The following is a 20,364-nucleotide window of genomic DNA, read 5'->3' as shown; positions in this document are numbered from 1 at the left end:
TTTCCACCCTCAACCAGTACTACATAACCGCGCGCTATCTGCCGTACACAGGACGAACGGGGAGAGGCCAAGCATTTGTTACCAAATGCAGCCAAGCTACGTGTTCATTCTCCATGTGAGGCATTGCCCGACTGTCGTCATGCGTTGCTGGAATGTGGGTAATAGACACCAATAAACGAGTCTATCAAGAGCAGCGCGATAAAAAAATTGAAATAAATGGCATTGACTCGGTGGGACCCAAGCAAATGCGTTATATATTTTTTAATAGCCTGTTTTAATATACTTTTTATCGAATAACTGGTGCAGACATTACCCGAATCGCGGGAAATCCTCACACTCCAATTTCCCCACAGTTGGCAAATAAAAACCCGCCGTGTTTGCGGCGGGTTTTGAATGTCTAAAGCCGGAAGGTCCGGCACCGTCAGTATCGCTTAAGCGAGACCGCCGACCGCCTTTGTGAGGCGACCAAATTTGCGCGAAGCTGTGTTTTTGTGGAATACACCCTTAGATACGCCGCGCGCCAGTTCAGGCTGCACTGCGGCAAGGGCTGCGGCTGCCGCTGACTTGTCGCCGAGCTCAATCGCCGATTCGACCTTTTTGATGAAAGTGCGAATGCGGCTGACGCGTGCGCCATTTACTTCTGTGCGACGCGCGTTGCGACGGATACGCTTTTTTGCTTGCGGCGTATTGGCCATTTTTGTCCTCGAATTTCAATAATTGAGAAGACGTGCCCATACGGTACGCCTGTTGAAGGAGCGGCCCTTAACCCTGCCCAAGAGATTCGTCAACCTCATAATGCCGCCTCATCGCTGGCATTTCGGGCAGTAGAAGGTTGATCGTCCCGAATCAACGCGCCGCAATATATTGCTGCCACAGACGCAAGCTTCACCCTCGCGGCCATAGACACGCCAGTCCTTTGCGAAATAACCAAGTTCCCCATCGGGCGCTGCAAAATCGCGCAAGGTAGATCCGCCTGCGGCGATAGCGGCCGTGAGCACCTCTTTAATCGCGATGACCAATCGGGTCAGCCGTGCTTTACTTATGCTTGATGCAGGAGCAACCGGGTCGATGCCCGCCATGTTTAGCGCCTCACACACGTAGATATTGCCCAAGCCCGCCACTATATTCTGATTGAGCAGCATAGCCTTAATCGGCGCTTTGCGACCCAACAGTGCCTTTTGCAGAACAGAGGTATCGAACGCCTCCGACAGCGGCTCTGGCCCCATTCTGGCAAAGAAGCGATAGGCATCAATCTGGTCCGAATCGATAATATCCAGCGACCCGAAACGGCGGTGATCATTCAGTGCAACCACGCGTCCACTCGCCGTTTCCAGAATGAAATGGTCGTGCTTTTCAATTTCCACCGGGTCTACGCGCCAGCGGCCGGACATACCTAAATGAAATATCAGCACGTCCTGCCGGTCGGTGTAGATCAATCCATATTTGGCGCGCCGGCCAAGTGCTTCGATGCGCGCGCCCGTTAGCCGCTGGCGCAAATCGGGCGGAATCGGCCATCGCAGGTCCACACGGCGCGGTTCAGCGCGCACGATCAACGCGCCTTCAAGGACCGACCGCAGGCCGGACACAGTGGTTTCCACTTCGGGTAATTCGGGCATATGCTTTTGCACTTAAGGGGCAGGACCACTTAAATCCACCTTCGCGGCGTCAAAATGGCGAAGATATCGAAGGGAAATGTCCGTTGTCAGGCAGTTATTCTGCCTGCAAGGACATTTCGTTTTGAGATCGAAGCCATTTTGACGTCCGCAGGATTTGACCCATTTTGCCTATGGCGTCTTTGGCAAGCTTGGACTTAGAACCACTAAGCCCGGCGCTTGCCACATAGCCCTGAGCAAAATGGCCTCAAACCGCGAAGGTGAATTTAAGTGGTCGTGACCCTAACAGTCTTTGCGGCTGGCGCAACAATCGGCTAGAGGCGAGTTAATGAACGACACCGTATCCTTTGGCTATGAGGAAGTTAGCCCCGAAGAAAAGACGCAGCGCGTTGGCGACGTCTTTTCCAATGTCGCGCGCAAATATGACATTATGAACGACGCGATGTCGGGCGGCATGCACCGTTTGTGGAAAGATAGCTTCGTGCGCCGCGTCAAACCGCGCGCAGGCGAGGATATTCTCGACATGGCCGGCGGCACGGGCGACATTGCCTTCCGTATGGAAAAATCAGGCGCGCAGGTCACTGTCTCCGACATTAACGAAGACATGTTGGATGTCGGCATGGAACGCGCCATGAAGCGCGGTATCGACAGCCTCATCTGGTCTGCACAAAATGCAGAGACGTTGACCTTCCCCGACGCGCATTTTGATGCCTACACAATTGCCTTTGGCATCCGCAACGTCACGGACATTCCTAAGGCCCTGCGTGAGGCGCATCGTGTGCTGCGTTATGGTGGCCGTTTTTTCTGCCTAGAATTTTCCACCGTCGAATGGCCTGGCCTTGCGCAATTATACGATGTGTATTCGGACAAACTGGTGCCAAAGCTGGGTAAGGCCATTGCAGGGGACGAAGACAGCTACCGTTATCTGGTCGAATCCATCCGTCGCTTCCCCGACATGCAAAATTTCAAACGCATGATAAGTGAGGCTGGCTTTGTCCAAACCAAAGTTGAGCCTATATTGGGCGGTCTGGTCGCGATCCATAGCGGCTGGAAGGTTTAACCCCGCACCCCATGACTCGTCCCGTTACCCACATCATTCGTTTGCTCAAATGGGGCCGCATTCTTGCGCGCCACGGCGCTCTTCGCGCCATTGAGGCGGATCGAAACACCCCTGCCCAAGTCAAGCGCCTGTGCCGCATCGCGCGCTTTGGGACGATTCAGCCAAAGGTGCCGGATTATGCAGGCGCATTTCGCGCGATTGGCCCCGCCGCAATCAAACTCGGGCAAACGCTCGCCACCCGACCCGACATCATCGGCGAAGAGGCTGCGCATAATCTGCTGATGCTTCAGGACCAGTTACCGCCAGCGCCATTTGACCAAGTCTATGCGCAGATCGACAACAGCCTGAATAAGCCAGCGGCAGCATTGTTTGAATATATCGACCCTGTGCCTGTCGGCGCCGCCTCCATCGCGCAGGTGCACCGTGCCCGCACGAACGAGGGCAAGGATGTCGCGATCAAGGTGCTGCGCCCCGGCATTCGCGAACAGTTCGCCCGCGACATTGAAACCTATGAATGGGCCGCCGCGCATTTGGAGGCGCTTGGCGGCGAAGCGGCGCGGTTGCGGCCGCAACTGGTTATCGCCAATCTGAAACGCTGGACCTTGCGCGAACTCGATTTACGGCGTGAGGCGGCAAGCGCGTCCGAACTGAAAGATGCGATGGTCGCAGTGGAGGGTTACACGATCCCTACCATCGACTGGGACCGGACGTCAGGCCGCGTGCTGACTCTGGAATGGGTCGACGGCGTAAAAATTTCCGACATTGATGCGCTCAAGGCGGATGGCCATGACCTCAATAAATTGGCGGAAAAGCTTGTCCTCACATTTTTGCGGCAAGCGATTTCGGAAGGCTTTTTCCACGCCGATATGCATCAGGGCAATTTGTTCGTCCGCGCCGACGGCACGATTGTAGCCATAGATTTTGGCATCATGGGCCGCATCAACCGGCAGGCGCGTTTCTGGCTGGCGGAAATTCTCTATGGCCTGACCACCGGCAATTATAAGCGCGTCGCCGAAATCCATTTCGAGGCGCAATATGTGCCAAGCTATCACAATGTCGACGAATTCGCGACTGCGCTGCGTGCGGTCGGTGAACCAACGCGCGGCAAACCCGTTAGCGAATTGTCGGTGGGGCAAATGCTCGACAGCCTCTTTGCGATCACGCGCGATTTCGACATGCAAACGCAGCCGCATTTGCTGCTGCTGCAAAAAACGATGGTGATGGTCGAAGGCATTGCCACCTCATTAAACCCAAGCATCAACATGTGGAATGTTGCCGCACCTTATGTGGGCGACTGGATTCGCGGTGAGTTGGGGCCTGAGGCAATGCTCGCCGACGGATTACGCAAGCAAGCCGAAACGCTGAAGATGATTCCCGACCTTATCCGCCGTTTGGATGAACAGCTACCACGCAAGGGCGGCGCGCCTGAACCACCGCCATTGCCAACCGTGCAGCTTATTTGGGAACGTAAGGGCAGCAGTTACGCTGGACGCTATCTGCTGGTCGCGGCATTGGCTGGTGCCGTGGGCGCTGCTGGCATGTGGTTTTGGGGTTGAACCAAGTTTTCGCCAGCTTGACCTTTACTTTTATGCGCATAAAGTGTGCGCATGAATAAACCTTCGCAGTTTACCGCGCCCCGGCGTCCGACAAATATAAGCTTGCCATCCGATATGGTTGACGAGGCCAAGCGGCTTGGCATCAACGTATCGCAAGCCTGCGAAACCGGGCTGCAGGAACAGGTGCGCAAAGCCTTGGGCGAAGAGTGGAAACGCGAAAATCGCCAGGCTATTGAAAGCTGGAACAAATGGATCGCCGAAAACGGTATGCCATATGATGAGTATCGCCAGTTTTAATGGCGCGCTTTGACATTTACAAAGGCGCACAAGCGCGCGGTCTGTTGCTGGATATCCAGTCCGATTTGCTGGATGAATTTGGCAGTCGTGTCGTCGTGCCTTTGTTGCCGGCGAAAGACATGCAGTCCGTGTCGCGATTGCATCCCGAATTTGTGATTAATGATGAACATTATATCATGTCGACACATCTAATTTTCGCCATTCCGCTTGATAGGCTTGGCGCAAAAATTGGCTCTCTGGCGCAGGAAGATTTGGTCATCACCTCCGCCGTCGATAAACTATTCAGCGGATATTGAAGCGCATGAACGAAAAACGCATCCTCCTCATCGTCACTGGCGGCATTGCTGCGTATAAGTCGCTTGAACTTGTCCGCTTGCTCAAGCGCCAAGGCCTATCGGTGAGGGCGGTCATGACGCAAAGCGCGACCGAATTCGTCACGCCTTTGTCGATGTCGGTAATGACCGAAGACCAAGTATATGGTCATATGTTCGACCTGAAGGAAGAAAGCGAGATTGGGCATATCCAGTTGAGCCGTCAGGCCGACTTGGTCGTCATCTGCCCCGCCACGGCCAACATATTGGCAAAAATGGCGGCCGGCATATCCGACGATCTTGCGACCACCATATTGCTGGCGACCGATAAGCCCGTGCTTGCCGTTCCTGCGATGAACGTCCGCATGTGGAACCATCCGGCAACGCAGCGGAATTTGGCGCAATTGCAGGCCGATGGCGTCCACATCATGAACCCTGATGAAGGCGCAATGGCGTGCGGCGAATTTGGCCCCGGACGCTTGCCGGAGCCACCCGCCGTTGCCGAGCGGATTTGCGCGATGTTAGGGCATGATTTCGATATAATGCTGACATCGGGCCGTTCACCAACCACGGTCCCAAGCGGTGCTGCGCTGACGGCGGAGCTGGCGCATCGACCCTTGTCCGGCCAACGTATCTTGGTAACCGCTGGCCCAACGCATGAGGCCATTGACCCTGTACGCTACATTGCCAACCGCTCTTCAGGACGTCAGGGTTTTGCCATTGCAGCAGCGGCGGCGGACCTCGGCGCAGAGGTCACGCTCATTGCTGGTCCCGTTCATTTGGCGACCCCGCCCGGCGTCGCCCGGATAGATGTTGAAACCGCCATCGAAATGCAGGCGGAGGTGGAAAAAGCCTTACCCGTCGATGCCGCCATCCTAGTGGCGGCCGTTGCTGATTGGCGCGCGGTGCAAGCGCCTGAACAAAAAATCAAGAAAGACGGCGGCATTATCCCCGCGCTAAACTTAACCGAAAATCCCGATATCCTCGCCAGCCTCGCCAAGCATCCAAATCGACCCAAGCTGCTGATTGGTTTTGCGGCGGAGACAGAGAAGATTGTGGAACATGCGCAGGCAAAGCTCACCAAAAAGGGTTGCGACTGGATCGTCGCCAATGACGTGTCCGGCGATGTGATGGGCGGCGCAAACAACGCGTTTCATATCATTACCAAAGATGGCGTTGAAAGCTGGCCCGAAAGCGCCAAGGACGTGATTGCCCGTAAATTGATGGAGAAGGTGGCCAATGCACTCGCAAAAGGTTGATATCCGCGTCAAGCGCCTAGATCACGGCGCTGGCCTGCCGTTGCCCGCATATGCAACATCAGGCGCGGCGGGCATGGACATTACCGCCGCCGAAAGCCTGACCTTGCGCCCCGGCAAACGCCACGCCGTTGCAACTGGTTTCGCCTTTGCCATTCCCGATGGCTATGAAGTTCAAGTGCGTCCGCGCTCCGGTCTTGCCCTGAAACACGGCATTACGTGCCTAAACACACCCGGCACCATCGACAGCGATTATCGCGGCGAAGTGAAGGTCATTCTCGCAAATTTAGGCGACGAAGATTTCGTGATCACCATAGGCGACCGGATCGCGCAAATTGTGGTCGCGCCAGTCACGCAAGGCATAATGTTCGAAGTCGAAGCCCTTAACGATACCGAGCGGGGCACCGGAGGCTTTGGTTCCACTGGCGTATGACGCTCAGCGACCAACAGCTTGACCGTTACGCCCGGCATATTGTGCTGCGCGATATTGGCGGTGCGGGTCAGTCCAAATTGCTGTCGAGCCATGTGCTGCTGATCGGTGCGGGCGGCATTGGTTGCCCCGCCATGCAATATCTGGCGGCGGCGGGCATAGGGACGATCAGCGTGGTTGATGATGATGTTGTCTCCTTGTCCAACCTCCAACGGCAAATTCTTTATAGTGAAAGCGAAATTGGCACGGCGAAGGTCGATGCCGCTGCCGCCGCCGTCGCGCGATTGAACCGGGATGTGACGTTCATTGGCCGCAAGCAGCGTATTGACCGTTCCACCTCAGCAGACATCCTGAAGGGCGTCGATGTTGTCATCGACGGTTGCGATAATTTCGCCACGCGGCTTATCGTCAACGATCTGTGCCTCGCCGCCAAAGTGCCGTTGGTCAGCGCCGCGATTGGCCAATTTCATGGGCAGATTGGTACCTTTACCGGATGGCAAGCCGACGCGCCTTGCTATCGCTGCTTTGTCGGCGACGCCCATGACCCCGATGATTGCGACGACTGCGCCACACAGGGCGTCTTGGGCGCGATGTGCGGCCTGATGGGATCATTTGCTGCTATGGAGGCCATTCGTGCGCTGACCGGCTTTGGAGAGCCCCAGATGGGCAGGCTGCATTTGTTCGACGGGATGGCGCCGGGGATGCGGTCAATCCGCCTACCGAAAGACGTAGGGTGCCGGAGTTGCGGCGGCTTAACCGCTTAACCGCCTAAAATTTCTGTCACCCACGCTGGCACCACTAATGTCGCCGGGCCATGCCGCGATTCTTCGAACCATGATGTGCCATGCGACGGTTCAAGGTTCAGTTCCAACGTTTTTATGCCCTTTTGCCGCGCCTCACGGACAAGGCCAGCAGCAGGATACACCGCGCCGGAGGTGCCAATGCTGACGAACAAATCCGCTTGGTTCAGCGCGTGGTAAATTTTGTCCATGCGATACGGCATTTCCCCAAACCAGACGATGTCGGGCCGCAAATGCCCCGCTACGCCGCAAGCAGGGCAGGCTGGCCGGTCAATCAACGTCCCGCGCCAACGGTGGCGTGCATCACAGGCGTTGCAATATGCGTTCAAATGTTCACCATGCATATGCAACAGGCGCTGTGTCCCTGCCCGTTCATGCAGATCGTCGACATTTTGCGTCACCAGCAGCAGATTGCCTGACCATGCCGCATCCAGCCTTGCGAGCGCATAATGCGCGGCATTTGGCTCCACCTGTTGAATACGTTCCCGGCGCATATCGTAAAAGCGCAGCACAAGGTCGGGATCACGGGCGAAAGCTTCAGGCGTGGCCACATCCTCCACCTTATGCTGCTCCCACAACCCGCCTGCGCTGCGGAAGGTATCAATGCCGCTTTCGGCGCTGACGCCTGCGCCCGTCAGGATCACGATGTTTTTGATGTCTTGCCGCACATGCTTTCCTTCATCTTCACCCAAAACTTGTTTCAGTTGCCTAATATAGTAAGACCCAGATATTAGGTCAGGGCAAGAGATATGAAAATTGGAATTATTGGAAGCGCGGGCCGCATGGGTCAGGCTTTGGTCGATGCGATTGCCGCCGACGGCCACGAACATGCAGGCGGCGTCGATAAGGATGGCGATCTTGCGGGGCTAATCGCTGCATCCGACGTTCTGGTCGATTTCTCGAGCCCGCACGGCCTTGAGGCCAGCCTCGACGCATGCGTGGCTGCGGGCAAACCCATCGTCATTGGCACGACGGGTTTGGAAGAGCGCCACCATTTCCTGATCGACGATGCCGCGCGCGACATTCCCATCTTGCAGACAGGCAACACGTCCTTGGGCGTGAATATGCTCGCCGCCTTGGTAGAACAAGCCGCGCGGCAGTTGGGCGCGGATTGGGACATCGAAATCCTAGAAATGCACCACAGGCACAAGGTGGACGCGCCATCAGGTACAGCCCTGCTGCTGGGCGAGGCCGCGGCAAAGGGCCGCGCGGTCAATTTGAAAGATCACAGCGAACGGGGCCGCGACGGGATTATGGCCACACGCACGCCCGGCCATATCGGCTTTGCATCCTTACGCGGCGGCAGCGTGGCTGGCGATCACAGCGTCATTTTTGCGTCCGACAATGAACGCATCGAGCTTATCCATCGCGCCGAAAATCGCGCGATATTCGCCAGCGGCGCGGTGAAAGCTGCGGAGTGGCTGGCACGGCAAAATGCCGGTCGGTATAATATGCAAGAGGTTTTGGGCCTCTGAAAAAAGCAGATATATTCGAATTTTACCGGCGCTTGGCGGAGGCCAATCCTGATCCGGAAACCGAGCTGGCTTATGGCAATGCGTATCAGTTGCTTGTTGCCGTAACCTGTTCGGCGCAATCGACCGATGTGGGGGTGAACAAGGCGACGAAGGCTTTGTTCGAGGATGTAAAGACGCCCGCGCAAATGGTGGCGCTTGGGCTCGATGGTTTGAAAGCGCATATTAAGACCATTGGGTTGTACAATAACAAGGCAAAGAACGTTATCGCTTTGTCCGAAATCCTCGAGCGCGATCATAATGGCGAAGTGCCCGCCGACCGTGATGCGTTGGAGGCTTTACCCGGCGTGGGGCGCAAGACCGCCAATGTGGTGATGAACACCGCGTTCGGCGCGGAAACCTTCGCCGTCGACACCCATATCTTCCGCGTCGGTAATCGCACAGGGATTGCGCCGGGAAAAACCGTGGTCGCGGTCGAAAAAGCGCTGGAGAAAAGCACGCCAAATCCGTTCCGCATTGGCGCGCACCATTGGTTGATCCTGCATGGCCGCTACATCTGCAAGGCACGCACACCCGAATGCTGGCGCTGTCCCGTAGCTGACCTGTGCCGCTTCAAACCGAAAACGCCCGCGCCCAAAATCAAGTCAGCAAAAGTTCAGGCAGAAGCGGTTAAGGGCGAGTCGTCATAATGGAGAAGGCCGATGCATAAGTTGCTGTTAATCATCCCTGCGATTGCATTGTTGTCAGGCGGCGGTGCCGTTGCGATTTCAAGCAAGAACGCACCTGAACCCGTTCGCGCAGTGGGCGAACCCAAAAATTGCGTCACGATATCGCACATACGGTCAACGAAAGTCATTGATAGCCGTACCATCGAATTCCGCATGGTAGGCGGCAAAACCTATCGCAATGCCCTGCCCCAAAGCTGCCCCGGATTGAAGTTCGAAGACCGCTTTTCCTATCGAACGTCACTCAACCAATTGTGTAGCGTCGACATCGTCCGCGTATTGCACGACCAAGGCGGGCAGCTTTACGAAGGCGCAGGCTGCGGCCTTGGCAAGTTTCAGATGGTGGAGAAGGTAGCCGCTAATTAGGTGATGAAGTAGCGCAGCATCCGTCGCCCCAGCATGTGTTAATTCCTCCCCGGCACGGGGAGGATATGGGGGGTAACTCCTCCCCGGAACGGGGAGGATTTTCACCCCCCCACTCGTCGCCCCATCCTGCGCTGGTGTGACGGCGTTTTTTGCTGAAAGATTTGGTTAAAGAAATAAGGCATTTGCCGCCGGAATTGCCCAAATCACCCCTCCCCTTCAGGGGAGGGGAAGGGGGTGGGGCCTGTCGGCGTGGCGTAAACCTATATACCACACCCCAACCCCGTGGAGCCTCTCGGACCAGTCCGGGGGACTGGTCCCTCCACGCCTAAAGGGTAGGGGCTTTATTTCTCACCACGCACCGCAGCAAGGCAAAGGCGGCGGCGCGAATACCGTGCCGCAATTGCCCAACCTTACTTCCCCGTCCAATTACCGGGCCGCTTCTCGACAAAAGCTGCCATGCCTTCCTTTTGATCTTCGGTACCAAACAGCCCATGGAACAAGCGACGTTCAAACAGTACGCCTTGCTGCAACGTCGTTTCAAACGCGGCGTTGACCATTTCCTTGCAGGCGATTGCAGCCAAGGGAGCCATCGCGGCGATTGCTGTTGCGGTTTTGATCGCCTCTTCGACTAATTCAGCCGCAGGAACAACCTTGGCGACTAAGCCAGAACGCTCGGCCTCTGCCGCGTCCATCATCCGGCCCGTCAGGCACATTTCCATCGCCTTGGCCTTACCAATCGCGCGGGTCAGGCGTTGTGAGCCGCCCATGCCGGGGGTGACGGCCAGCTTGATTTCCGGCTGACCAAATTTGGCATTGTCGCCCGCGATGATGAAATCGGCCATCATCGCCAATTCGCATCCACCGCCAAGCGCAAAGCCGTTTACGGCGGCAATCCAAGGCTTGCGGCTGGCGGTCACGCGGTCATAGCCTGCAAAGAAGTTTGAACCGAACATTTCGGCGAAAGACTGCGACGACATTTCTTTAATGTCCGCGCCTGCGGCAAAGGCCTTCTCGCCGCCCGTTAGGACCGCGCATCTTTGGCTGTCGTCGGCATCAAATGCCGCAAAGGCCGCGATAAGATCAGCCAACATTTGACTATTCAGCGCGTTCAACGCCTGCGGCCGATTGAGCGTCATCAGCGTCACCGCGCCGCGTTGTTCGACCAGGATTGTTTCGTATGTCATAGCGGCTTCCATTCTTCCTGCGCCGGCAAGGCGGCAAAGATGTCGTCGATCAGGTCCTCAGTCACGCCTTCGGGCGTTGTCGGGTCCCATTTGGGTGCATTATCCTTATCGATGATGACCGCGCGCACGCCTTCGGCAAAATCGGGGCGGACAATCACGCGGCTGGCGATACGATATTCCATCGCCATGTTCTCGGCAAAGTCGGTCAGGCGCGCGCTCCTCTCAAGCTGGCGCAATGCAACTTTACAGGTTTGCGGACTTTTGGTCCGCAAGGTCGCCAGTTCCTTCATCGCCCATTCGCTCTCATCACCTTCAAGGCTGGCGAGGATGTCCTCAAATGCGTTGGAGGCGAAATGGCGATTGATCTGAAACAGCGTGTCCACGATCTTCGACGCGGGCGGCGTTTCGGACACGGTGCCCAATATGCCGTCCAAGCGCTCGACATCTTCGCTGGCGATCCGCATTTTGGTTTCGGCTAGCGCGCTGCTCGGCACATAATGGGTGGCAAGGCCAAGCGCGAGGCAGCCCGGCCCTGCAATCCGCGACCCGGTCAACGCCAGAAACTGTCCCACGCGCCCTTCCAGCCGCGACAGATACCAACCACCACCAACATCGGGGAAGAGGCCAATACCCGTTTCGGGCATTGCAAATTTGGTGTTCTCGGTCGCCACGCGGAAACGCGCAGGCTGACTTATCCCAACGCCCCCGCCCATCGTAATGCCGTCCATGAACGCCACGACCGGCTTTGGGTAAGTGAACAATATATGGTTCAACTGATATTCGTCGTGAAAGAATTTCCGGCCGGACTCGCCATGATCGTTAATCGCCGAATCGCGCAGGAAAGCAATGTCGCCGCCTGCGCAAAAGCCGCGTCCCTCTGCATGATCAATAACGACACATTTCACCGCATCATCGTCGCGCCACGCCAGCAACGCCTGCGTCATTGCATGCACCATAGGCAGCGTCAGCGCATTCAACGCCGATGGCCGGTTCAGGCTGATGGAACCGGCATGACCTTCGACGCGGACCAAAATATCATCGGTCATTGCCTTAGCAAATCCCGGCCAATGATCATGCGCATGACCTGATTGGTGCCTTCAAGGATGGAATGCACGCGCAGGTCGCGCCAGAAACGCTCGATTGGATAATCACGCAAATAGCCATAGCCGCCAAATAATTGCAGCGCCTTATTGACAATCTCGCTGCCGCTGTCGGTCGACAGGCGCTTGGCCATCGCCGAAAAGCGTGATTTGTCAGGGGCATTCGCGGTGACCTTGGCCGCAGCGATGTAGAGCAACGCGCGTGCCGCTTCCAAATCGGTTGCCATGTCAGCAAGCATGAACTGCGTATTTTGAAATTCGGAAACGGGCTGTCCAAATTGCTGACGCTCTTTGGTATATGCTATCGATTCATCCAGACACCGCTGCGCGCCGCCCAGCGAACAAGCGCCAATGTTCAACCGTCCGCCGTCCAAGCCCATCATCGCAAAGCGGAAGCCATCGCCCTCTGCGCCTACGCGATTGGCCACGGGCACGCGGCAATCTTCGAAAATCACTTGCGCGGTGGGCGAGGCGTTCCAGCCAAGCTTTTTCTCCGGCGCGCCAAAGCTAAGCCCTGCTGTGTCCTTGTCGACGACAAGGCAACTAATGCCCTTTGCTTTGTCATCGCCCGTGCGGACCATGACAACATAGACGTCATTATATCCAGCGCCCGAGATGAACTGCTTCGTGCCATTCAGCACATAATGATCGCCATCGCGCCGCGCGCTGGTTTTCAGCGCCGCTGCATCAGACCCGCTGCCGGGTTCCGTAAGGCAATAGCTTGCAATTTTCTCCATCGGCACAAGCTCAGGCAAATAACGCGCCTTCAACTCTGCATTGCCGAAGCAATCGATCATCCACGCGGCCATATTATGAATGGAAATAAATGCGCTGGTGGAGGGGCAGCCATAAGCCATCGCCTCCATGATCAACGCCGCCTCCAACCGGCCAAGGCCCGTGCCGCCCGATTCTTCGGACACGTAAATCGCGCCAAAGCCAAGTGCGCCTGCGGCTTTCCACACATCTACCGGATAATGCGACTTTTCATCCCATTCGGCGGCAAAAGGCGTAATCGCGTCTGCGGTGAATTTGCGCGCCATGTCCTGTATGGCGACTTGATCGTCGGTAAGTTCAAACTGGTTTTGCATAGGCTCGCCGTAGCATCAACGTCTTGAGTTATCCAGCCATTAGGGACAGGACCACTTAAATCCACCGTCGCGGTTTGAGGCCATACTGTTCAGTACAAGGTGCAGAAGCTTAGGCTTAGTGGTTCTAAGTCAAGCTTTGCCAAAGCAGTTATAGACAGTATCGGCCAAATCCGAAGGACGCCAAAATGGCTTTAATCTGGCAAGCAAGCGCGCAAATAAAAACGGGCCCCAAAAAAAACTTGGCGCAACCGCATCATGCCTGCTAACCGAACCCGGCCCGCACCCATAGCTCAGCTGGATAGAGCGCTGCCCTCCGAAGGCAGAGGCCAGAGGTTCGAATCCTCTTGGGTGCGCCATTTAACTCATTGATATATAAAAATATTTAAACGCAGCGATGTGCCAGTTGCGGCTTAAATAAAGCTTTTTAGCTATGCACAAATCGTGCACAAATTTCTATGTTCATCCGCCAGCTTCCTAGTTAGGCTGAGATACCAGCGCCAGTTAAAACGACTACGTGCTGGCGGCTGGATTTGATCTGGGGCAGGATCATTGAGCAAAATTCAACTGTCTATCGCTATTGCCTAATTGCTCCCTGATGCGAATTACATCAATGATCTCTCGCCCAATACTTGAGGTTGCCATCGCCTCTTTCATACCTAAAAGTTCATCAATTACAGTGTTTATGTTGAGCGTTTGGACGCCATGATCACGTATCATGGCTAGTTCTTCCGGGTAGTTATACCAAGCTGCGCTGAGGCTGACTCAGATTTGGGATTCCCAAACGGTGGAAAGTCTGATTCTATGTTGTTCTTCATTTGGAGGACGTGACATGGGATCAGCGATTAGCTTGCGGGATGATTTTGACGGCACTGCCTTGAGGCGACTGGCGCGGAAGTCGAAAAGTGCGAACCAGGCGCGGCGGCTTTTGGCATTGGCTGAGATTTATGACGGCGGCCGCCGGACAACGGCGGCGCGGATCGGCGGTGTTGGCTTGCAGATTGTGCGTGACTGGGTGCTTCGCTTTAATGCGCGTGGTCCTGATGGGCTGCTAGATGGCAAAGCGCCTGGAAGACAATCGCTGCTCAATGATGCCCAGCGCCGTGCGCTTGTCGAAATGGTCGAGTCCGGCCCGATCCCCTCGATCCATGGCGTTGTTCGCTGGCGACTGATTGATTTGACCCGGTGGCTTTATGACGAATTTGCGGTCTCGCTTGATACAACGACCGTCGGGCGTGAACTGAAGAGACTGGGTTATGTCAAACTAACGGCACGGCCTCGCCACCACGCGCAAAACGAGCTTGCGATGGAGGCCTTTAAAAAGGGGGCTTTGCCGCCGAGCTGGCAAAGGTCAGAAGATCTCTCCCGAAGGGCACGCCGATAGAGATCTGGTTTCAGGACGAAGCGCGGATCGGGCAGAAGAACAAGATCACGCGGCGCTGGGCCCGTCGCGGGACGCGGCCATCGGCACCCAAAGATCAGCGAACTAAATCGGTCTATATCTTCGGCGCGATCTGCCCGGAGCACGGCAAGGGCGCGGGGCTGGTGCTGCCGTTCTGCAATACCGAAACCATGACGCTCCATCTGACAGAAATAGCGCTCGCCGTCGCTCCTGGCGCTCACGCTGTTATACTGATGGATCAAGCCGGTTGGCATATGACTGACAAGCTGGATGTTCCCGGCAATATCAGCATCATCGCGCTCCCGGCCAAATGTCCTGAACTCAACCCGGTTGAGAATATCTGGCAGTTCATGCGCGACAACTGGCTCTCCAACCGGGTGTTCACTTCCCACGACAATATCGTCGACCTCTGCTGCGAGGCGTGGAACAAACTCATAGATCAGCCTTGGCGCATTATGACCATCGGGCACCGCAAATGGGCCAGTGGGTTATGATCATTGCAGGTTGGTATTAGCCACTCCATGCACAAAGGTGCATTCCCACTCACCACCTGGCAGGCATTTGTCTCGCATCGCAGTGCGCACTGGATGGTGGAATTTTTTTTCTACCCATGACGCAACCGATTGCTTCAAGATATGATGGGGGCGCTTGGCTGCGGTTTTGGCACTCTTTACCCCCAACTCGCTTTGCCCTTCTTTGGTTAGTTCCGAAATGTAGCCTACGGGACGCATAGATACTGATACTTCGTAATGGCATCTGTGAATTTGATCGCCGATATGACTAATCGCAAGGAGGTCCATTTCATGGTTCCCCTGCTTCAACCCTCTTATAGTAAAATAAAACTTTCGGTTGAGCCACTCCTCTACCAGCTCCTCGGCAATTAGCGCCATAATGCCCCTTTCTGTTAAACCTTAATTGGAGTTATCGGCTCAACTTGGGGCTGCCTGCAACTGCATTTTCAGCAACGCCCAGAGCAACGCTTGTGCAACTCTTTGTAGCCGCTATCATAAGATAATCGCTTTTGTGCAACCCAAAGCTGGATATCTTATGACAAACATGTCTCCATCTCTGTTGAGCCTTTCTGACGACGATCTGATACTTATGTTTTGCGTCCGCTCCGAGAAATTGTCGGACCCAGAACGCTGGTGTCGTGATTTTCGAGCAGCAATCCAAGCGATGCACGAGGGCCCTAAAACGAGTTCAGAGGCAGATGCACTGCAGGGCAGCATTCAGCAGCTCATGGCCGAGGCGGCAGCGGAGTAATCCATGCGGAATGTAATATCCGAATTGACGCAATATGGATTAGATGACCTTGTAGTGTCTTTTTCGAAAAATTCTGATTTTCGAAAAAAAATATTGCAATTAGAGCGCATTATAAATTCAAACCACGTCAATTTCGATAATCAGATCGCTAATTCTTTGGACCAGAATGAAATCGAAATTATTGTTAAATTTTTAACAATCCTTGACCGTGAATTCCGATCTATGCGGCGGCTAAGTGTGTCACCTATCCCTTATTTGATGCGGCGACTGGAGCAGCTTGACCCATCGCTCCATGCGGAAATCGTTGAGTGGGTTTTCGCCAACAGGCACGACGAAAGTGTATGGATACCGAACGGGAAGTTTCAGCCCACGCATCTCAAGGTATTGTAGCATTTATCGATGACTACAGATCCAAGTAGCGCTCAAAAAATTGAGTTAACTATCTGTAAATAATTAACAATATACCCAATTTTGCACACCTATAAAATGCACAAATCGTGCACATGACTCAGAAGTACATCATAAGTGATTGATTTATAAAGATTATTTTAATAATTAAATGCCCTCCGAAGGCAGAGGCCAGAGGTTCGAATCCTCTTGGGTGCGCCATAATCCCCCAAATTTCGCGAAATTGGCACGATTGCCTCTTTGGCACAACGACGTTTGACCGGTTGTCCGGAGGGCAAAGTTTTAGTGTGGCCGAACGGTATCATTTGGCCGCATTGAGCCTTACACAGCTTGGCGCGAGCAAGGCCCAGATGTCTTCGAGGACGTCGGTAAAGTCCGGCACCGGGAGTTCGAGCGACTCCACATAGGCGCGCCAGCGTTGCTGTGCGGCTGCGTCCTCGGCCATCGCTGCCGACAACCCGCTTGGCCGTTCCTTTGGGACAGGCGTTGTCCGTCGCTCGAAGGTGGCAGCAATGGCGGTGTCGAGCGCTTGGTCGTCGATCGGCAGGGCTTTGGGAATCGCCCACAGATCGTAAAAGTCCTTCATCCGGCCATTGGCGAGACCGAGCGCAACCATGGCCTGAAATTTCTCGGCGATAACCTGTGCGGGCGGATAAGTGCGGATGCTGGGCCGTTCCATGTCGAGGAGTGACGGATAGTCTACGGTCTGGCTGGCATCGGCGAGCACATCGCCGAAGGCGATATCGAGCGTTACCGGAATACGCGTCCGTCCGAGGTAGGCAAAGGTTTTAAGCCTGATGCCGTCATATTCCGCTTCCTTGCGGATGGTCGTCGCCGCGATTGCGCCAATGTCGAAGTCGAGCCCGTCTTCGCTGGTAATCGCCATGATTTCGGCAAAGATGGCCTTGATCGTTTCGACGTCGGCCTCGCCGAAGCCCAGAAAATCGGCGTCGCGCGTTTCGCGATTGTCATGGTCGAGCCACTGCGTGACCAGCATCCCACCTTTGAGGATATAATTTTCGCGATGGGCTGACTGCGACAACCGGAATAGCAGCCGTTCGAGTGCAAAGCGCACCAGCAATATGTCGAAGCCGCGACCCTGCGTGCGTGCCATATTGAATAGCCGCTGTTTGACCGAGGCAGCAATATTTTTCGGCGCGTCAGCCATTGAAGGTCAGCGCCTCCAGATAGGGCCGCATGGCACGCCATGCACCTCCTGCGCGCGCGGCGTCGGCGATCTGCGCCGGATTGGCCTTGCGTTGATCAAGCGCTGCACGCAGCCCTTCGACCGCAACCGAGCGATCAACCAGCCGACCGTTGCGAAAAAGGTCCGCAATCGTCTTGGCAACCGAGTAGACCAAGACATCGACCCCAGAGATCGTGTGCCGTTCGACGCCCTGCTGGAGATATTTTTCGGCAAAGCGCACGACGCGGACCGGCGGATAGCCCGATACCGGAGACCAGTCGCTCGCCCCGATCGCCACCCAGGTTTTTCGGGGCATCTGGTCGGTCAGCCCGTGATAAGCCAGCGCCGACACCATCGCGATCACGCCTTTGGGTATCCGTTTCGCAACTTCGGCTAGCGTTTGCTCGCTGTCCACGTCGCTTTGCGGATCTTGGTAGAGACCGCGACCGATCCGAATGATGTAGCCATCGTCGAGCGCACGCTGGATCGTCGAACCGGCGATCCCCGCGTTCCGCAGTTCCTGCGCACGGACGATCGACTTGCCCGATACGAGGGCCTTCAGTTGTTCACGCTGGCTCAGCCTCGCGGCGGACATGTTACAAATCCTATGACAAGATCAATTTTCATCAGAGGTTTTGTAACAAACTGTTCCCGAGCGCGCCAGAAGCAAAATCGACTCGGTCGGCAAATATCGAAAAGGCTGTTTCTGAAAGGGGAGAGCCTTCCCCTGAATTCCGGTGAGAATTACGGCAACAAATGCGTCATCCCCGAAATAGCGCTGCATTACGCGCGCCTTTGCCTTGCTGCGGTGCATGTTGCGAAATTAAGCCTCTCCCCTTCAGGCGTGGAGGGACCAGTCCCCCTCCACGGGGTTGGGATGGGGTGTATAGCTTTTCGCAACGCCGACAGACCCCGATAGCCGCAGCTTTATGCTGCCGGGTCGAGTTCGAAACTCGCGTCGTCAAACACCTCGAGTTGGTCCGGCCTTGGCAAAGTGTTGTTCCCTTTTAGGCGGGCGAGAAGATAGGCCACGGCGAGCACCATCTCTGCCGCGTGATACGGCTTGGGCATCGAGCCAATCGCCACGGTTTTGGCCGAGCTTGCCCGGCTGACCTGCCCGCTGATGAGCAAAACCGGTATCTCCATTGCCTTGAGATGCTCTGAAAGTTCGATGCCATCGTCACGTCCCGCGAGCCGGATGTTAACCAACGCCAGATCAGGCTTTTCGGCTTTAGCAACTTCCAGCGCTTCGGCGTGACGATCCGTCAGGTCCAGGACCTTGTATCCCGCATTCTGCAACTCGTCTCGCAAGAGTATCGCCACGAGCGCCTCATCCTCGACGATCATCAGAGTTTGATTCGTCTTGCTATCTTTCGCGGCTGTCATAATCATTCCTCTACTCGTTAACTTTTGATCGCGCTGGACGCCGGATGCGCTCCTGCGGCCGGCTCGCGCACCGCTTCTGGCGCACCTTCCACCAGAGCGATCCGGCTATGTGTGATGGAAACCTGTGTGCCTGGGTGCGCGGCCGTTATCTCCACCGAAGCGTGCAGTTGCGCGGCCAGCGCCGCAACGATGCTGGTGCCCAGGCCGGGTCGGACCGGCGCGGTCAGCGGCATGCCTACGCCGTCGTCGCGCACACAAAGAACCCAGTTCGGCCCGTGGAAGTTATAGTCGACGGTAATGATTCCCCGCCGTCCGTTCGGAAAAGCGTGCTTGAGCGCGTTAATCACCAGCTCGGTGACGATCAAGCCTAGGCTCACCGATACCCGAGCTTCGACCACGCCTTCTCCACCTTCGACAATCAACGCAATTTGGTCGACGTCGCCAATCATCGACGCCGAGATGCTTTCACATAGTCGGGTGAAATAGGCATGCACATTGATGTCGCCGTCTTCGGACGTTGACAACAGCCGTTCAAGAGCGGCCACGGACATCACCCTATGATGTGCATTTTCCAAATGGCCGCGCGTCTCTTCCGACGCAGTCGTTCGCGCATTGTGCAGTAATACGCTGGCGATGATCTGCAGACTGTTAGCGACCCGATGACGAACCTCCTGCAACAGGACTTGGTTTGCGCGGGCGGATTCTTCTTTCAGCGTCGCGTCGGTCCGCGCATGCGTGACATCCGATATAGCGACGAGGATACGAGTCTGTTCAAGATCAAGATAAGTCAGCCGGCTCGCCTGAACGATCAGATGCCTAACTGGCCGTTGCGGCTGTTGCAGGTCGATGTCTCGGTCGGCTGGCTGCCCTTCACCAGACAAGGTTGCGGCCAACAACGATCGCAGTTCGGGATTATCCCATGTGCCGCCATCCAAGGCATAGAGCGGTTGCCCCGTCACCTGCACCGCATCGACGCTGAAAACGGAACAGAACGACATACTCGCGGCGATGATATTGAGTTGCCCGTCCAAAAGCAGCAACGGCGCAGGCGATGACCTGACGATAGCCAAAGTCAGGCTCAGCGCTATGTCTTCAGGACTATGTTTTTCGGTGGACATCATAAGCCTTCGAGAACCGGAGGCTCGCGAAAAGAGAGCTAGGGGCCGGCATGTCGCGATCGTCGAAGGGCGCAGGTCGACACCCCTCACGGCGCTCGCATCAATCAATAACGCATGGCTGCGGGTAAAGTTCCAGCCTTGAGAAATATAGCACAGTTACTACGAAAATGAGGCGGACGGCGCACTGTTGAGTTGATTCGGGCTTTCGGACCCTTCAGAATAATTTAGTGCACTGTCACGGTAATTTCAGCGTGATTCTTCTATTTTGGGGATGACGCACGTGTCGCGGTACTTCGTCGCACCTGTCACCGTAATTCCGTCGTAGTTCAATTTTTATATCCTTGCT

General features: G+C 55.7%; 24 protein-coding genes and 1 tRNA gene. 12 read left to right on the top strand and 13 right to left on the bottom strand.

Annotated elements, in window-relative coordinates:
• Positions 1–431: 431 nt before the first annotated feature.
• Together rpsT and mutM are read right to left on the bottom strand one after the other, a co-directional pair.
• Complete coding sequence (gene rpsT / locus HEQ18_RS12995; RefSeq protein WP_296200009.1) at positions 432–695, bottom strand: 30S ribosomal protein S20; 264 nt, start codon at positions 693–695, stop codon at positions 432–434.
• Between the two features lie 108 nt (positions 696–803).
• The gene (gene mutM / locus HEQ18_RS12990) at positions 804–1,616 is read right to left on the bottom strand and encodes a bifunctional DNA-formamidopyrimidine glycosylase/DNA-(apurinic or apyrimidinic site) lyase (protein WP_432815026.1); all 813 of its coding nucleotides are present in this window, start codon (positions 1,614–1,616) and stop codon (positions 804–806) included.
• Between the two features lie 325 nt (positions 1,617–1,941).
• Between mutM and HEQ18_RS12985 the strand changes: the two genes are divergently transcribed.
• Genes HEQ18_RS12985 through HEQ18_RS12955 form a run of 7 tightly spaced genes read left to right on the top strand, consistent with a single transcriptional unit; the run spans position 1,942 to position 7,287 of the window.
• The gene (locus HEQ18_RS12985; protein WP_397606222.1) at positions 1,942–2,673 is read left to right on the top strand and encodes a class I SAM-dependent methyltransferase; all 732 of its coding nucleotides are present in this window, start codon (positions 1,942–1,944) and stop codon (positions 2,671–2,673) included.
• Positions 2,674–2,684: 11 nt separating this feature from the next.
• Positions 2,685–4,229 carry a 2-polyprenylphenol 6-hydroxylase gene (gene ubiB / locus HEQ18_RS12980; RefSeq protein ID WP_432815025.1) on the top strand — a complete coding sequence of 515 codons (1,545 nt, stop codon included), beginning with the start codon at positions 2,685–2,687 and terminating at the stop codon, positions 4,227–4,229.
• Positions 4,230–4,280: 51 nt separating this feature from the next.
• Entirely contained in the window at positions 4,281–4,526 is a 246-nt protein-coding gene (locus tag HEQ18_RS12975) for a type II toxin-antitoxin system CcdA family antitoxin (protein ID WP_296200013.1), read from the top strand.
• On the top strand, positions 4,526–4,822 hold the full coding sequence (locus HEQ18_RS12970) for a CcdB family protein (RefSeq protein ID WP_296200014.1): 297 nt from the start codon (positions 4,526–4,528) through the stop codon (positions 4,820–4,822). Before HEQ18_RS12975 ends, HEQ18_RS12970 begins: the two co-directional genes overlap by 1 nt.
• A 5-nt stretch (positions 4,823–4,827) precedes the next feature.
• A complete protein-coding gene (locus HEQ18_RS12965; RefSeq protein WP_432815024.1) occupies positions 4,828–6,096 on the top strand; it encodes a bifunctional phosphopantothenoylcysteine decarboxylase/phosphopantothenate synthase in 1,269 nt (422 codons plus the stop codon).
• Entirely contained in the window at positions 6,077–6,526 is a 450-nt protein-coding gene (gene dut, locus HEQ18_RS12960; protein ID WP_397606219.1) for a dUTP diphosphatase, read from the top strand. Before HEQ18_RS12965 ends, dut begins: the two co-directional genes overlap by 20 nt.
• Positions 6,523–7,287 (top strand): HesA/MoeB/ThiF family protein, encoded by a 765-nt coding sequence (locus tag HEQ18_RS12955; protein WP_432815023.1) that lies wholly within the window; start codon positions 6,523–6,525, stop codon positions 7,285–7,287. Before dut ends, HEQ18_RS12955 begins: the two co-directional genes overlap by 4 nt.
• On the opposite strand, the gene HEQ18_RS12950 is transcribed toward HEQ18_RS12955, so the two are convergent.
• A complete protein-coding gene (locus HEQ18_RS12950; RefSeq protein WP_432815022.1) occupies positions 7,284–7,991 on the bottom strand; it encodes an NAD-dependent deacylase in 708 nt (235 codons plus the stop codon). The two genes, HEQ18_RS12955 and HEQ18_RS12950, sit on opposite strands and share 4 nt — an antisense overlap.
• 81 nt (positions 7,992–8,072) lie before the next feature.
• On the opposite strand from HEQ18_RS12950, the gene dapB reads away from it, so the two are divergent.
• From dapB to HEQ18_RS12935, 3 genes are read left to right on the top strand one after another with little or no spacing between them, the layout of a single operon-like run.
• Positions 8,073–8,798 (top strand): 4-hydroxy-tetrahydrodipicolinate reductase, encoded by a 726-nt coding sequence (gene dapB / locus HEQ18_RS12945; protein WP_432815021.1) that lies wholly within the window; start codon positions 8,073–8,075, stop codon positions 8,796–8,798.
• Positions 8,795–9,484, top strand: a complete 690-nt coding sequence (nth, locus tag HEQ18_RS12940; protein ID WP_397606226.1) for an endonuclease III — start codon at positions 8,795–8,797, stop codon at positions 9,482–9,484. Before dapB ends, nth begins: the two co-directional genes overlap by 4 nt.
• Before the next feature lie 12 nt (positions 9,485–9,496).
• Positions 9,497–9,886: a hypothetical protein gene (locus HEQ18_RS12935; RefSeq protein ID WP_397606215.1), complete on the top strand. Its 390-nt coding sequence runs from the start codon at positions 9,497–9,499 to the stop codon at positions 9,884–9,886.
• A 410-nt stretch (positions 9,887–10,296) separates the two neighbouring features.
• Here HEQ18_RS12935 and HEQ18_RS12930 read toward each other — a convergent pair whose 3' ends face one another.
• From HEQ18_RS12930 to HEQ18_RS12920, 3 genes are read right to left on the bottom strand one after another with little or no spacing between them, the layout of a single operon-like run.
• Entirely contained in the window at positions 10,297–11,070 is a 774-nt protein-coding gene (locus HEQ18_RS12930; protein ID WP_432815020.1) for an enoyl-CoA hydratase, read from the bottom strand.
• Positions 11,067–12,116, bottom strand: a complete 1,050-nt coding sequence (locus HEQ18_RS12925; RefSeq protein WP_432815019.1) for an enoyl-CoA hydratase/isomerase family protein — start codon at positions 12,114–12,116, stop codon at positions 11,067–11,069. The genes HEQ18_RS12930 and HEQ18_RS12925 overlap by 4 nt, the downstream gene beginning before the upstream one ends.
• Positions 12,113–13,258, bottom strand: a complete 1,146-nt coding sequence (locus HEQ18_RS12920; RefSeq protein WP_432815018.1) for an acyl-CoA dehydrogenase family protein — start codon at positions 13,256–13,258, stop codon at positions 12,113–12,115. Before HEQ18_RS12920 ends, HEQ18_RS12925 begins: the two co-directional genes overlap by 4 nt.
• Before the next feature lie 279 nt (positions 13,259–13,537).
• Between HEQ18_RS12920 and HEQ18_RS12915 the strand changes: the two genes are divergently transcribed.
• Positions 13,538–13,614: transfer RNA gene (locus HEQ18_RS12915), tRNA-Arg, on the top strand.
• A gap of 190 nt (positions 13,615–13,804) precedes the next feature.
• On the opposite strand, the gene HEQ18_RS12910 is transcribed toward HEQ18_RS12915, so the two are convergent.
• Entirely contained in the window at positions 13,805–13,975 is a 171-nt protein-coding gene (locus HEQ18_RS12910; protein WP_432815017.1) for a hypothetical protein, read from the bottom strand.
• A gap of 112 nt (positions 13,976–14,087) precedes the next feature.
• On the opposite strand from HEQ18_RS12910, the gene HEQ18_RS12905 reads away from it, so the two are divergent.
• A protein-coding gene (locus HEQ18_RS12905; protein WP_432815016.1) for an IS630 family transposase occupies positions 14,088–15,151 on the top strand; the annotation gives its coding sequence in 2 pieces (ribosomal slippage) (positions 14,088–14,579 and positions 14,582–15,151; 1,062 coding nt in all).
• Here HEQ18_RS12905 and HEQ18_RS12900 read toward each other — a convergent pair.
• The 6 genes from HEQ18_RS12900 to HEQ18_RS12875 all read right to left on the bottom strand — a co-directional run bounded on the left by HEQ18_RS12900 (position 15,152) and on the right by HEQ18_RS12875 (position 20,021).
• A complete protein-coding gene (locus HEQ18_RS12900) occupies positions 15,152–15,547 on the bottom strand; it encodes a hypothetical protein (RefSeq protein ID WP_432815015.1) in 396 nt (131 codons plus the stop codon). It abuts the gene before it with no gap.
• 1,082 nt (positions 15,548–16,629) lie between these two features.
• On the bottom strand, positions 16,630–17,496 hold the full coding sequence (locus tag HEQ18_RS12895) for a nucleotidyl transferase AbiEii/AbiGii toxin family protein (protein WP_432815014.1): 867 nt from the start codon (positions 17,494–17,496) through the stop codon (positions 16,630–16,632).
• The gene (locus HEQ18_RS12890) at positions 17,489–18,109 is read right to left on the bottom strand and encodes a type IV toxin-antitoxin system AbiEi family antitoxin domain-containing protein (protein WP_432815013.1); all 621 of its coding nucleotides are present in this window, start codon (positions 18,107–18,109) and stop codon (positions 17,489–17,491) included. The genes HEQ18_RS12895 and HEQ18_RS12890 overlap by 8 nt, the downstream gene beginning before the upstream one ends.
• Positions 18,110–18,130: 21 nt before the next feature.
• Positions 18,131–18,298 carry a hypothetical protein gene (locus tag HEQ18_RS12885; RefSeq protein WP_432815012.1) on the bottom strand — a complete coding sequence of 56 codons (168 nt, stop codon included), beginning with the start codon at positions 18,296–18,298 and terminating at the stop codon, positions 18,131–18,133.
• Between the two features lie 143 nt (positions 18,299–18,441).
• Complete coding sequence (locus tag HEQ18_RS12880; RefSeq protein ID WP_432815011.1) at positions 18,442–18,900, bottom strand: response regulator; 459 nt, start codon at positions 18,898–18,900, stop codon at positions 18,442–18,444.
• A gap of 17 nt (positions 18,901–18,917) precedes the next feature.
• Entirely contained in the window at positions 18,918–20,021 is a 1,104-nt protein-coding gene (locus HEQ18_RS12875; RefSeq protein ID WP_432815010.1) for a sensor histidine kinase, read from the bottom strand.
• Between the last annotated feature and the right edge of the window lie 343 nt (positions 20,022–20,364).

It is taken from the genome of Sphingorhabdus sp. (genome assembly GCF_050921905.1).
Taxonomy (GTDB): Bacteria; Pseudomonadota; Alphaproteobacteria; order Sphingomonadales; family Sphingomonadaceae; genus Sphingorhabdus_B.
Note: the sequence above shows the minus strand (reverse complement) of the source record. Positions and strands in the feature narration are given on the sequence as shown.

Bases quoted from the DNA above. Each gene is read 5' to 3' on its own strand.
- HEQ18_RS12900 (WP_432815015.1), bottom strand. From the start codon at position 15,547: ATGGCGCTAATTGCCGAGGAGCTGGTAGAGGAGTGGCTCAACCGAAAG.
- HEQ18_RS12970 (WP_296200014.1), top strand. From the start codon at position 4,526: ATGGCGCGCTTTGACATTTACAAAGGCGCACAAGCGCGCGGTCTGTTG.
- HEQ18_RS12930 (WP_432815020.1), bottom strand. From the start codon at position 11,070: ATGACATACGAAACAATCCTGGTCGAACAACGCGGCGCGGTGACGCTG.
- HEQ18_RS12880 (WP_432815011.1), bottom strand. From the start codon at position 18,900: ATGACAGCCGCGAAAGATAGCAAGACGAATCAAACTCTGATGATCGTC.
- mutM (WP_432815026.1), bottom strand. From the start codon at position 1,616: ATGCCCGAATTACCCGAAGTGGAAACCACTGTGTCCGGCCTGCGGTCG.
- dapB (WP_432815021.1), top strand. From the start codon at position 8,073: ATGAAAATTGGAATTATTGGAAGCGCGGGCCGCATGGGTCAGGCTTTG.
- HEQ18_RS12910 (WP_432815017.1), bottom strand. From the start codon at position 13,975: ATGATACGTGATCATGGCGTCCAAACGCTCAACATAAACACTGTAATT.
- dut (WP_397606219.1), top strand. From the start codon at position 6,077: ATGCACTCGCAAAAGGTTGATATCCGCGTCAAGCGCCTAGATCACGGC.
- HEQ18_RS12875 (WP_432815010.1), bottom strand. From the start codon at position 20,021: ATGATGTCCACCGAAAAACATAGTCCTGAAGACATAGCGCTGAGCCTG.
- HEQ18_RS12975 (WP_296200013.1), top strand. From the start codon at position 4,281: ATGAATAAACCTTCGCAGTTTACCGCGCCCCGGCGTCCGACAAATATA.
- HEQ18_RS12935 (WP_397606215.1), top strand. From the start codon at position 9,497: ATGCATAAGTTGCTGTTAATCATCCCTGCGATTGCATTGTTGTCAGGC.
- HEQ18_RS12965 (WP_432815024.1), top strand. From the start codon at position 4,828: ATGAACGAAAAACGCATCCTCCTCATCGTCACTGGCGGCATTGCTGCG.
- HEQ18_RS12985 (WP_397606222.1), top strand. From the start codon at position 1,942: ATGAACGACACCGTATCCTTTGGCTATGAGGAAGTTAGCCCCGAAGAA.
- HEQ18_RS12885 (WP_432815012.1), bottom strand. From the start codon at position 18,298: ATGCAGCGCTATTTCGGGGATGACGCATTTGTTGCCGTAATTCTCACC.
- ubiB (WP_432815025.1), top strand. From the start codon at position 2,685: ATGACTCGTCCCGTTACCCACATCATTCGTTTGCTCAAATGGGGCCGC.
- HEQ18_RS12925 (WP_432815019.1), bottom strand. From the start codon at position 12,116: ATGACCGATGATATTTTGGTCCGCGTCGAAGGTCATGCCGGTTCCATC.
- HEQ18_RS12890 (WP_432815013.1), bottom strand. From the start codon at position 18,109: ATGTCCGCCGCGAGGCTGAGCCAGCGTGAACAACTGAAGGCCCTCGTA.
- rpsT (WP_296200009.1), bottom strand. From the start codon at position 695: ATGGCCAATACGCCGCAAGCAAAAAAGCGTATCCGTCGCAACGCGCGT.
- HEQ18_RS12955 (WP_432815023.1), top strand. From the start codon at position 6,523: ATGACGCTCAGCGACCAACAGCTTGACCGTTACGCCCGGCATATTGTG.
- HEQ18_RS12895 (WP_432815014.1), bottom strand. From the start codon at position 17,496: ATGGCTGACGCGCCGAAAAATATTGCTGCCTCGGTCAAACAGCGGCTA.
- HEQ18_RS12920 (WP_432815018.1), bottom strand. From the start codon at position 13,258: ATGCAAAACCAGTTTGAACTTACCGACGATCAAGTCGCCATACAGGAC.